Source organism: Neptuniibacter sp. SY11_33 (assembly GCF_047778025.1).
Lineage (GTDB): Bacteria > Pseudomonadota > Gammaproteobacteria > Pseudomonadales > Balneatricaceae > Neptuniibacter.
The window spans coordinates 2930395-2942898 of the sequence record NZ_CP180543.1 but is presented as its reverse complement, the minus strand read 5'-3'; the positions used below and the strand labels follow the sequence as shown (position 1 = coordinate 2942898).

The window sequence follows — 12504 nt, the reverse complement described above, 5'->3', positions numbered from 1 at the left end:
TAAGCCTTGATATCAATATACGTAACTTAAATAGTAAGCCTGAATCTGCCGTAATAGCAAAGAAAAAGCACATTAATGAGCGTTTGTTTGCGCATAATTCCAAATGCGTATTTAGTAATAACAAATAATGCTGCTACTATTACACTTAGGCTTAATGATATCTGAACTAATCTTATAGGTTTCTCAGATAGTTGAGCCGTTTCCAGCGAATAGATCCTCTCTCGATAAAGGCAAACCAGAAGCAATTCTGGGACGCAAAGTCACAGATCCCTCGTGGATGGCTGGGCTATCGAAAGAGAGATTTTTTATTTCTTCAATGGATGATTCTCCGGTAACTGCCTCTCTACCCATAAAGCCAATTTGTGTTTCATGTTTGGCTCTGTCACTTGATCCTTCGCCAAGGCTTGAATTAGACCGTCATTGACCAGTAAGCGATAGATCGCTTTGATTTTATTTGAAGCGCTGTCTGTTGCTTCAAAGTGGCCTGCACCGCGCTTTTCAAAATAGATGCCACCAATCTTAAGGGCTTCTTTTACCAGCTCTGCTTCATGCTTATGTTTTTTCATAGCCTGTTCCTTAAAGTCCTTATAGGTAAATATCTTTTAACTTTGAATCTAAATTTCTAAAAAGACAAGCGATGGTTTTAGTGCTTTGGTGCGGAATGCTTTGTCTTTAACTCAGGCCTGATATACTTTCGGCTTTTCAGCATTTAATTCCATTGGCGATCGTATGAAATATAGAATTATTCCGGTTACTCCATTTCAGCAAAATTGTTCCCTTATTTGGTGTGAACAAACCATGAAGGCAGCGGTTGTTGACCCCGGTGGTGACCTTGATCGAATTCTAGCTGCGGTAGAGGAAGAGGGTGTTGAACTAGAGAAAATCCTTTTGACTCATGCGCATATTGATCATGCTGGTGGTACAGCTGAGTTAGCTGAATCCAAAAAATTACCTATCGAAGGGCCTCATAAAGGCGATCTATTTTGGATTGAAGGCATGGCGCAACAGTGTGATATGTTTAACTTCCCGCCTTGTGAAACCTTTACTCCAGATCGCTGGTTAGATGATGGCGATACTGTTCAAGTAGGTAAATCAACACTAAACGTTATTCACTGCCCAGGTCATACGCCGGGACACGTTGTATTCCATCATGTAGAAGATGAGATGGCACTGGTGGGGGATGTTCTTTTTAACGGTTCTATTGGTCGTACTGATTTTCCACAAGGGAATCACCAAGAATTGATCGATTCAATTAAATTAAAACTATTCCCGCTGGGTCAGTCGATCGAATTTATTCCAGGGCACGGACCGGGTTCAACCTTTGGTCGCGAGATGCAAAGCAACCCGTATGTTCGATAATTGGTAGTAGTTGAAAGAATTATTTGTGCAGCAGTTGCACATGCTCAAATAATTGAGCGTCTAGTTGTTTCTTTTTATCGATAATATGTTGTAACGGAGTCTCGGTGATGGCTCCGTTTTTTATGCCAATCATTACATCGTTATAACCACCGCAAAGGTAATCTACAGCCGCGGCTCCTAGGCAAGAAGCTAGTACTCGATCATGCCCTGTTGGACGACCGCCTCGTTGTATGTGGCCCAAAATACAGACTTTGGGCTGCTGACCATGCTGCTCTAATTGTTTTGCTAAATTGTTAGTAAGGCCCGGGGTTGGGCCCTCGGCTACAACAATAATCCCGCTTGATCCTTTGCCTTGAACACGATTGTTGGCAAGCTGAAATGAGATGGCATCTACTTTAACTTCATACTCGGGGATAACTACCAATTCTGCACCGCAGGCTATTCCTACATGGGTAGCGATAAAGCCGGAGTTTCGCCCCATCACTTCTACTAAGAACAAACTCTCATGAGATAGCGCTGTATCACGGATTTTGTCTATAGCATCGAGTGCGGTGTTAACAGCTGTGTCGAAACCAATTGTGTCATCAGTTCCGTAGATATCGTTATCGATAGTGCCGGGGAGGCCAATCACACGAATCGAGCTTTCCGAGGCTAGCATGTGAGCCCCGGTTAAAGAGCCATCACCGCCTATTACGACTAAGCTATCAATTCCTTTTTTGAGTAATACTTCGGCTGCCTGATACCGAACCGCTGGATCAAGAAAAGCGTGGCAGCGATCGCTTTTGAGTAATGTCCCCCCTCGTTGGACAATATTGGTTACAGATGCGGAGTTCATTTCAAATAAATCTCCGAATATTAAGCCGCTGTAACCTTTGTTTACGCCATATACTTGAATATTTTTATGCAGAGCAGAACGAACCACGCCTCGAATGGCTGGGTTCATTCCAGGTGAATCTCCTCCGCTGGTAAGCACAGCAATAGCTGAAGGTTTGCTTTCATCAGTAAGCGAAGTTAACACTGTGGACATAGTATCGAGCCTATTAAGTGCTTTATCGCATTTAAGTTTAGCGTAATTCCTAAGAACTCAGATTGTATCTGGTTGCAGACTAGTGGGTTTTTTATCAATGATGGGTGGTCTATCTATGTGATTGCAGGGATATTCACCTTTTTCTATTGCTCTAACAGAATAATCAGTTGAAGTTGTCTCTAAGTATTAGTTCGTATTGATGAAGTGTTCCTAGGCATGTTATCTATCATCAGCCTTTACTTGGTTTATTGTTTTACCGTCTCTGGTTTTTTTGAAACATGCGAGTGGTGATACTAGTATCAAGAGAGATGGGTTTAAAAAAGAGCTCGAAGTAAAGCTCGAATTATAAAAATATAATAGATGGAGTTTGTTATGGTATTTCGTAAGACGGTTACCTCTAGTTTGTTAGCGATGGGTGTTGGTTTAGCTGCCATGGGTGGTTCGACTGCAGCATCAGCACAAGAATTTATCACTATCGGTACAGGCGGTGTGACCGGAGTTTATTACCCTACAGGTGGTGCAATCTGCCGTTTGGTTAATAAAAACCGTAAAGATCACGGTATTCGCTGTTCAGTGGAATCTACAGGTGGTTCTGTTTACAACCTGAATACTATTCGTGCAGGCGAATTGGATATGGGTGTGGCTCAGTCTGATTGGCAGTTCCATGCATATAACGGTACCAGTAAATTTAAAGATACTGGCGCAAATAAAGATCTTCGCGCAGTATTCTCTGTTCACCCAGAGCCTTTCACTGTAGTTGCGCGTGCTGATTCAGGTATCAAAACTTTTGATGATCTAAAAGGTAAGCGAGTAAACATCGGTAACCCTGGTTCTGGTCAGCGTGGCACCATTGAAGTATTGATGGAGGCTAAAGGCTGGACTAAGAAGGATTTTGCTCTTGCATCTGAGTTAAAAGCATCTGAACAAGCAAGTGCATTATGTGATAACAAAATCGATGCAATGGTTTACGTTGTTGGTCACCCAAGTGGTGCAATCAAAGAAGCAACAACTTCTTGTGATAGCAAGCTAGTAAATGTTAATGGTGATGCAGTTCAGAAGCTTATTGCAGATAACAGCTACTACCGTACAGCAACAGTTCCTGGCGGCATGTACCGTGGTAATGATGCTGATACACAAACATTTGGTGTAGGTGCAACATTTGTATCTTCAGCGAAAGTGCCTGAAAAAGTAGTTTATGAAGTGGTGAAAGCTGTATTCGAAAACTTCGATACCTTCCGTAAGCTACACCCTGCTTTTGCGCATCTTAAGAAAGAGCAGATGGTAAAAGACGGTTTATCTGCGCCACTACATCCGGGTGCAGTTAAATACTACAAAGAAGCAGGTCTTCTATAAGAGTAGGCTTGATAGGCAACGGGGACATTTGGTCCCCGTTTTGCTTTACGGCTTTTACTTAGGGTTAGCTTAATATAACTATTACAAGCTGTTTTAAAACGGTGGTTGTGTGACTGATAATCAGAACAGTTCTTCGGCTAGCATTTCCCAAGAAGTACAGGAAATGGTGGCTCAGGCAGATTCTGGGGCGCGCGCTCCAGAAGGACTTCCTGGTAAATTGTTGTGGGGTGTAGCGCTTTGCTGGGCTCTTTTCCAGCTTTGGTATGCTTCGCCGCTACCTTTTATGTTCGACTTTGGGGTCTTTAATGATACTCAGGCTCGAGCTATTCATCTTAGCTTCGCAGTATTTTTAGCGTATACCGCATTTCCAGCATTTAAGCGTTCTTCGCGAACTGTTGTTCCGTGGCACGATTGGTTATTCGCGCTAGTGGCTGCGTTTGCTGCAAGTTACCTCGTGATCTTCCACAGTGAATTGGCAGATAGGGCTGGTGCGCCAATCACAATGGATATTGTGGTTGCTGTGAGTGGTATGGTTTTGCTGCTTGAAGCAACTCGTCGTGCATTAGGGCCACCGCTTATGGTCGTCGCAGGTGTCTTCTTGCTGTACACGTTTGCTGGCCCCTATATGCCAGAGGTCATTGCACACAAAGGGGCGAGCTTAAATAAAGCGATGTCTCACCAGTGGTTAACCTCGGAAGGTGTGTTTGGTGTAGCGCTTGGTGTTTCTACAAGTTTTGTATTCCTATTTGTGCTGTTTGGGGCGTTATTGGATAAAGCAGGAGCCGGTAATTATTTCACGCAAGTAGCGTTTTCATTGCTTGGGCATATGCGTGGTGGACCGGCTAAAGCAGCAGTTGTTTCTTCTGGTTTGAGTGGTTTGGTATCTGGTTCGTCTATCGCCAATGTAGTGACAACAGGTACTTTTACAATACCGCTAATGAAACGGGTTGGTTTTCCTGGATATAAAGCGGGTGCGGTGGAAGTTGCAGCTTCTACAAATGGGCAGTTAACGCCTCCGATTATGGGGGCAGCTGCTTTCTTGATGGTTGAGTATGTAGGTATTTCCTACATAGAGGTTATCCAGCATGCCATATTGCCAGCTCTGATTTCTTACATTGCACTTATCTACATTGTACATCTAGAAGCCCTAAAGGCAGGGATGAAAGGATTGCCAACGCGCAATACGGCAACCTTGGCAGAAAAATTGTCTGTATGGGCAATGATTATTCTGGGAACTTGTGTTGTATCAATGGCCGTGTATTACGGTTTGGGGTGGACAAAGGAGTACATGGGGAACTGGTCTTACCTGATTGCAGGTTTGGTTATTCTGGTCTCCTATATCTGGTTAGTCGGTTATTCGGCGCGTTATCCAGATCTCCATATGGATGATCCAAATTCTGACGTGGTGGTACTTCCTGAAACTGGGTCAACGGTAAAATCGGGCCTATATTATCTTTTGCCGGTTGTTGTGCTTGTATGGTGCTTAACGGTAGAGCGTTTTTCACCAGGGCTTTCCGCATTCTGGGCTACCTTGTTTATGGTCTTTATCGTATTGACTCATAAGCCGTTAAAGGCGGCGTTTAGACAGGCTGAAGCGTGGAGTGACTATCTACTGCATGGTGTTGAGGACTTGCTCAACGGTCTTGTAAGTGGTGCGCGTAACATGATTGGTATTGGTGTCGCGACTGCAGCTGCTGGTATCGTAGTAGGTACTGTAACTCTGACAGGTATTGGTCTGGTCATGACCGAGTTTGTAGAGTTCATCTCCGGCGGCAGTATTTTCTTAATGTTGTTGTTCACCGCGATAATAAGTTTGATCTTGGGGATGGGTTTACCTACAACGGCTAACTACATTGTGGTTTCAACCCTTATGGCCCCGGTAATTGTTACGCTAGGTGCTGAACATGGCTTGATCGTACCGCTAATCGCTGTTCATCTATTTGTGTTCTATTTTGGGATACTAGCTGATGATACGCCGCCTGTTGGCTTAGCAGCATTTGCTGCTGCTGCAATTGCTCGCTCAGATCCAATTCGTACAGGTATCCAAGGTTTTACCTACGATATCCGAACAGCAGTATTACCGTTTATGTTCATCTTCAATACTGAGTTGATCTTGATTGGTATTGAAGGGCCAATTCATCTGTTAATGACTATCTTTGGGGCATTGGTAGCAATGTTAGTGTTTGCTGCAGCTACACAAGGTTATTGGCTGGTTAAAAGCCGTTGGTACGAAACTGTATTATTATTGGTAATCGCGTTCTTGATGTTTAGGCCAGGTGCTGTATGGGATGAGATATATCCGCCGATAGACGAAGTATCACCTACTAAGATTGAGCAAGTTGCTGAGGGTAGCCCTAATAACCGACCACTAAGAATGCGAGTTGCAGGTGAAACTATAGACGGTGACTTTGTGCATAAAACAGTGGAATTGCCTTTGGTTTCAGAAGGTACAGGGGCTGAAAAAATCGAAGCAGCAGGTCTGATGCTTAGAGAAGATGAAGGTAAGGTCATTGTGGATATGGTGACATTCGATAGTGATGCACAAAAAGTAGGATTAGACTTTGATTGGGAAATTAAAACAATCGAAGTTGAAGCAGATCGACCGCCAAAGCAATTGGTATGGATACCTGTATTACTACTTCTATTTGCTATGGCAGCAATGCAAAAACGTCGAAGAGAATCTGAAGGAGCGCATTAGTTATGTTTAAGAAAATACTAGTTCCAGTAGACCTTCAAGATAGTAAGGGAACAATATCGACGCTGAATGCTGTGGCAAAATACATCGATGAAGGTGTCGAACTTCATTTGATGTCGATCTTACCAGGCTTTCAAATGCCAATGGTTGCATCTTACTTTCCTAAAGAGGCAATAGAAAAGGCTTTAGCTGCTATGAAGTCAGAGTTAGAAAATGTTGCCACTGAAAAACTAGCAGATGTTCCTTTTAATATTGAGGTACGCGAAGGCAAAGCACATAAGGAGATCATTAAACGCGCATCGGAGATTGATGCAGACCTCATAATTATGAGTGCGCAAAAACACGGTGCAGTTGAAAAAGTGATGTTGGGCTCTGTAACGGCAAAGGTAACCGAAAGGGCTAAGTGTTCGGTCTTGGTTCTAAAAAACTAGAATTGTGCTAAAAACAAAAGGCGTTGAGGTGAAAACTCAGCGCCTTTTTTGTATCAATTAACTAGCATTTATACGCTGTTGATCAGTCCTTGATCGATTCACGGTGTTTTGTAAGTTTTTTACAACTTTTTTCACTTTTTTTACCATGCGCTGTTGACGTTGTTCGGGAAGTCTCTATAATTCGCCGTCCTTGCTTGGGGAGGCCACTTTTTAAGGGGTTGCAGAGCCAAACAAGGTGTTCAGTAAGTGATTGAAAACGTTTGTTTTTTAGGTTGCTTACGAATCAGTATTCAAAGTTCGTTTGCTGAGTAATAAGTTTTTACAAAATTGCAAAATAAACGGTTGACTTTGAATGAGCGCACAGTAGAATATGCGCCTCGCTTGAGACGAAACGCTGAATCAGCGGAGAGTCAAGAAAGCAACGCTCTTTAACAATTTGATCAGATAATTCGTGTGGGCGCTTGTTGAGAAGAAGCAAACTTTTTCTAGACAAGCAACCAAGTGAATTCATTTAAAGCGATTTACAAAGGTTTAACGTTCTTAAGAATGTTATCCGGTTGTTTAGTACTAGAGCCCGTTACCACATTCCTGGTAACAACAATGATTTAAACTGAAGAGTTTGATCATGGCTCAGATTGAACGCTGGCGGCAGGCCTAACACATGCAAGTCGAACGGTAACATGACTAGCTTGCTAGTTGATGACGAGTGGCGGACGGGTGAGTAACGCGTAGGAATCTACCCAGTAGCGGGGGATAAGCCAGAGAAATTTGGTCTAATACCGCATACGCCCTAAGGGGGAAAGCAGGGGATCTTCGGACCTTGCACTATTGGATGAGCCTGCGTGAGATTAGCTTGTTGGTGAGGTAATGGCTCACCAAGGCAACGATCTCTAGCTGGTCTGAGAGGATGATCAGCCACACTGGAACTGAGACACGGTCCAGACTCCTACGGGAGGCAGCAGTGGGGAATATTGCACAATGGGCGCAAGCCTGATGCAGCCATGCCGCGTGTGTGAAGAAGGCCCTAGGGTTGTAAAGCACTTTCAGCAGTGAGGAAAGGTTGTACGTTAATACCGTGCAGCTGTGACGTTAACTGCAGAAGAAGCACCGGCTAACTCCGTGCCAGCAGCCGCGGTAATACGGAGGGTGCGAGCGTTAATCGGAATTACTGGGCGTAAAGCGCGCGTAGGTGGATTGGTCAGTCAGATGTGAAAGCCCAGGGCTCAACCTTGGAACTGCACCTGATACTGCCAATCTAGAATACGGTAGAGGGTAGTGGAATTTCCTGTGTAGCGGTGAAATGCGTAGATATAGGAAGGAACACCAGTGGCGAAGGCGACTACCTGGACCGATATTGACACTGAGGTGCGAAAGCGTGGGGAGCAAACAGGATTAGATACCCTGGTAGTCCACGCCGTAAACGATGTCTACTAGCCGTTGGGAGACTTGATCTTTTAGTGGCGCAGCTAACGCGATAAGTAGACCGCCTGGGGAGTACGGCCGCAAGGTTAAAACTCAAATGAATTGACGGGGGCCCGCACAAGCGGTGGAGCATGTGGTTTAATTCGACGCAACGCGAAGAACCTTACCAACTCTTGACATCCTGCGAACTTGCTAGAGATAGCTTGGTGCCTTCGGGAACGCAGAGACAGGTGCTGCATGGCTGTCGTCAGCTCGTGTTGTGAAATGTTGGGTTAAGTCCCGTAACGAGCGCAACCCTTGTCCTTATTTGCCAGCACGTAATGGTGGGAACTCTAAGGAGACTGCCGGTGACAAACCGGAGGAAGGTGGGGACGACGTCAAGTCATCATGGCCCTTACGAGTTGGGCTACACACGTGCTACAATGGTCGGTACAGAGGGCTGCAAACCTGCGAAGGTAAGCTAATCTCACAAAACCGGTCGTAGTCCGGATTGGAGTCTGCAACTCGACTCCATGAAGTCGGAATCGCTAGTAATCGTGGATCAGAATGCCACGGTGAATACGTTCCCGGGCCTTGTACACACCGCCCGTCACACCATGGGAGTGGATTGCACCAGAAGTAGCTAGCTTAACCTTCGGGAGGGCGGTTACCACGGTGTGGTTCATGACTGGGGTGAAGTCGTAACAAGGTAGCCCTAGGGGAACCTGGGGCTGGATCACCTCCTTAAACGAAAGCCGATTCTCGGCAAGCGTTCACACGAATTATCTGATCAGAGAAGTTAAGAGCAACGGTGTAGGCTTGTAGCTCAGCTGGTTAGAGCGCACCCCTGATAAGGGTGAGGTCGGTGGTTCAAGTCCACTCAGGCCTACCAATCAATAGCCTTACTGTTTTTCTTGGGGCTATAGCTCAGCTGGGAGAGCGCCTGCTTTGCACGCAGGAGGTCTGCGGTTCGATCCCGCATAGCTCCACCATCATCCTTGGGATGAGAAAGGAAGAGTTTTAAAACATATTGTCATGTAAGACATTATCTTTTAAAGCTTTTTTGCTTTAAACGCTCTTTAACAATTTGGATTTGATTCATTTGATTTAGATTTAAGACATGTAGTTTTACTGCATGCGCCAATTCGGCGAAATCTATCGTTACTAGCAATACAAGTTACTGTGATTCCAGACGCCTTCGGGTTATATGGTCAAGTGACTAAGCGTGCACGGTGGATGCCTTGGCAGTCAGAGGCGATGAAGGACGTTGTAACCTGCGATAAGGTTCGGGGAGCTGGTAAACAAGCTTTGATCCGGACATTTCCGAATGGGGAAACCCACCTATTTATAGGTATCTTTTAACTGAATACATAGGTTATTAGAGGCGAACCTGGGGAACTGAAACATCTAAGTACCCAGAGGAAAAGAAATCAACCGAGATTCCCTAAGTAGCGGCGAGCGAACGGGGATTAGCCCTTAAGCTTTATTAGGTTTAACAGAACACTCTGGAAAGTGTGGCCATAGTGGGTGATAGCCCCGTATGTGAAAAACCTTTTAAAGTGAAATCGAGTAGGACGGCACACGTGAAACGCTGTCTGAATATGGGGGGACCATCCTCCAAGGCTAAATACTCCTGACTGACCGATAGTGAACCAGTACCGTGAGGGAAAGGCGAAAAGAACCCCTGTGAGGGGAGTGAAATAGACCCTGAAACCGTGTACGTACAAGCAGTGGGAGCCGTTTTAGGACGGTGACTGCGTACCTTTTGTATAATGGGTCAGCGACTTACTTTTAGTGGCAAGGTTAAGCATTTGCGGAGCCGTAGGGAAACCGAGTCTTAATAGGGCGTCCAGTCGCTAGGAGTAGACCCGAAACCGAGTGATCTATCCATGGGCAGGTTGAAGATGCAGTAACATGCATTGGAGGACCGAACCGACTGTCGTTGAAAAGCCAGCGGATGACTTGTGGATAGGAGTGAAAGGCTAATCAAACTCGGAGATAGCTGGTTCTCCTCGAAAACTATTTAGGTAGTGCCTCGTGTCTAACCATGGGGGGTAGAGCACTGTTTCGGCTAGGGGGTCATCCCGACTTACCAACCCGATGCAAACTCCGAATACCCATGAGTTCAATCACGGGAGACACACGGCGGGTGCTAACGTCCGTCGTGGAAAGGGAAACAACCCAGACCGTCAGCTAAGGTCCCAAAGTTTATGCTAAGTGGGAAACGATGTGGGAAGGCTTAGACAGCTAGGAGGTTGGCTTAGAAGCAGCCACCCTTTAAAGAAAGCGTAATAGCTCACTAGTCGAGTCGGCCCGCGCGGAAGATATAACGGGGCTAAGCATAACACCGAAGCTACGGATGCACTTTGTGCATGGTAGAGGAGCGTTCTGTAAGCTGTTGAAGCGGAAGCTGTAAGGCACCGTGGAGGTATCAGAAGTGCGAATGCTGACATGAGTAACGATAAGGGAGGTGAAAACCCTCCCCGCCGGAAGACCAAGGGTTCCTATCCAACGCTATTCGAGGTAGGGTGAGTCGGCCCCTAAGGAGAGGCTGAAGAGCGTATCCGATGGGAAACAGGTTAATATTCCTGTACTGCTCATAACTGCGATGGGGGGACGGAGAAGGCTAGGCTAGCGCGGCGTTGGTTGTCCGCGTTTAAGGTTGTAGGTTTAGAGTTTAGGTAAATCCGGACTCTTCTAAGACCGAGAACCGATGACGAGGTCCTTTATGGACTGAAGTAGTTGATGCCATGCTTCCAGGAAAATCCTCTAAGCTTCAGGTTATGACTAACCGTACCCTAAACCGACACAGGTGGTCAGGTAGAGAATACTAAGGCGTATGAGAAAACTCGGGTGAAGGAACTAGGCAAAATGGCACCGTAACTTCGGGAGAAGGTGCGCCGGTTTTGGTGATGGGATTTACTCCCTAAGCTGAGGCCGGTCGAAGATACCAGGTGGCTGCGACTGTTTATTAAAAACATAGCACTCTGCAAACTCGAAAGAGGACGTATAGGGTGTGACGCCTGCCCGGTGCCGGAAGGTTAATTGATGGGGTTAGCGCTTGCGCGAAGCTCTTGATCGAAGCCCCGGTAAACGGCGGCCGTAACTATAACGGTCCTAAGGTAGCGAAATTCCTTGTCGGGTAAGTTCCGACCTGCACGAATGGCGTAACGATGGCCACACTGTCTCCACCCGAGACTCAGTGAAATTGAAATAGCTGTTAAGATGCAGTTTACCCGCGGCTAGACGGAAAGACCCCGTGAACCTTTACTACAGCTTCACAGTGGACTTTGACATTACTTGTGTAGAATAGCTGGGAGGCTTTGAAACTCTGTCGCCAGATAGAGTGGAGCCACCTTTGAAATACCAGCCTGGTAATGTTGAGGTTCTAACCCAGTTCCCTAAGCGGGATCGGGGACATTGTGTGGTGGGTAGTTTGACTGGGGCGGTCTCCTCCCAAAGAGTAACGGAGGAGCACGAAGGTACCCTCAGCATGGTCGGAAATCATGCAATGAGCGCAAGAGTAGAAGGGTGCTTGACTGCGAGACAGACACGTCGAGCAGGTACGAAAGTAGGTTCTAGTGATCCGGTGGTTCTGTATGGAAGGGCCATCGCTCAACGGATAAAAGGTACTCCGGGGATAACAGGCTGATACCGCCCAAGAGTTCACATCGACGGCGGTGTTTGGCACCTCGATGTCGGCTCATCACATCCTGGGGCTGAAGCCGGTCCCAAGGGTATGGCTGTTCGCCATTTAAAGTGGTACGCGAGCTGGGTTTAGAACGTCGTGAGACAGTTCGGTCCCTATCTGCCGTGGGCGTTTGAGATTTGAGAAGAGTTGCTCCTAGTACGAGAGGACCGGAGTGAACGAACCTCTGGTGTACCGGTTGTGATGCCAATTGCATTGCCGGGTAGCTACGTTCGGACGGGATAACCGCTGAAAGCATCTAAGCGGGAAGCCTCCTTCAAGATGAGATCTCACTGGGAACTTGATTCCCCTAAAGGGCCGTTGAAGACTACGACGTTGATAGGTTGGGTGTGGAAGCGCTGTGAGGCGTTGAGCTAACCAATACTAATTGCCCGTGAGGCTTGACCATATAACGCCCAAGGCGTTTGGCAAGTGACTTGTAAGATATGTAAGACGATAGAGAGTAACGAATTAGCGCGTAGTAGAGCTACAGTCGAAAGCTTATCTAGATCAAATAAAAGAAGAATCAGATCTAAGTTGTAACAGTTTT

Annotated in this window: 6 protein-coding genes, 2 tRNA genes, 2 rRNA genes and 1 riboswitch; of the genes, 8 read left to right on the top strand and 2 right to left on the bottom strand. The window is 46.1% G+C overall.

What is annotated here, in order from left to right; all coding sequences use genetic code 11:
* Nucleotides 1–219 precede the first annotated feature (219 nt).
* A riboswitch (cyclic di-GMP riboswitch) is annotated at nucleotides 220–294 on the top strand.
* 11 nt (nucleotides 295–305) lie between these two features.
* Complete coding sequence (locus ACMXYV_RS13885) at nucleotides 306–566, bottom strand: DUF5062 family protein (protein WP_415889057.1); 261 nt, start codon at nucleotides 564–566, stop codon at nucleotides 306–308.
* Between the two features lie 163 nt (nucleotides 567–729).
* Here ACMXYV_RS13885 and ACMXYV_RS13880 point away from each other — a divergent pair, with 163 nt between their 5' ends.
* A complete protein-coding gene (locus tag ACMXYV_RS13880; protein ID WP_415889056.1) occupies nucleotides 730–1359 on the top strand; it encodes an MBL fold metallo-hydrolase in 630 nt (209 codons plus the stop codon).
* Nucleotides 1360–1378: 19 nt separating this feature from the next.
* Here ACMXYV_RS13880 and pfkA read toward each other — a convergent pair whose 3' ends face one another.
* The gene (gene pfkA / locus ACMXYV_RS13875; protein ID WP_415889055.1) at nucleotides 1379–2386 is read right to left on the bottom strand and encodes a 6-phosphofructokinase; all 1008 of its coding nucleotides are present in this window, start codon (nucleotides 2384–2386) and stop codon (nucleotides 1379–1381) included.
* A 372-nt stretch (nucleotides 2387–2758) separates the two neighbouring features.
* Between pfkA and ACMXYV_RS13870 the strand changes: the two genes are divergently transcribed.
* From ACMXYV_RS13870 to ACMXYV_RS13840, 7 genes are all read left to right on the top strand, one after another.
* Complete coding sequence (locus ACMXYV_RS13870) at nucleotides 2759–3739, top strand: TAXI family TRAP transporter solute-binding subunit (RefSeq protein ID WP_415889054.1); 981 nt, start codon at nucleotides 2759–2761, stop codon at nucleotides 3737–3739.
* A 163-nt stretch (nucleotides 3740–3902) separates the two neighbouring features.
* On the top strand, nucleotides 3903–6437 hold the full coding sequence (locus tag ACMXYV_RS13865) for a TRAP transporter permease (protein WP_415891449.1): 2535 nt from the start codon (nucleotides 3903–3905) through the stop codon (nucleotides 6435–6437).
* A gap of 2 nt (nucleotides 6438–6439) precedes the next feature.
* Nucleotides 6440–6865: a universal stress protein gene (locus tag ACMXYV_RS13860; RefSeq protein WP_415889053.1), complete on the top strand. Its 426-nt coding sequence runs from the start codon at nucleotides 6440–6442 to the stop codon at nucleotides 6863–6865.
* A 607-nt stretch (nucleotides 6866–7472) separates the two neighbouring features.
* Nucleotides 7473–9013, top strand: a 16S ribosomal RNA gene (locus ACMXYV_RS13855).
* Nucleotides 9014–9081: 68 nt separating this feature from the next.
* Nucleotides 9082–9158 (top strand) — tRNA-Ile (locus ACMXYV_RS13850).
* 24 nt (nucleotides 9159–9182) lie between these two features.
* A tRNA-Ala gene (locus ACMXYV_RS13845) sits at nucleotides 9183–9258 on the top strand.
* Nucleotides 9259–9475: 217 nt separating this feature from the next.
* Nucleotides 9476–12363, top strand: a 23S ribosomal RNA gene (locus ACMXYV_RS13840).
* The 16S and 23S rRNA genes sit together here with 2 tRNA genes alongside, the layout of an rRNA operon.
* Nucleotides 12364–12504: the final 141 nt, after the last annotated feature.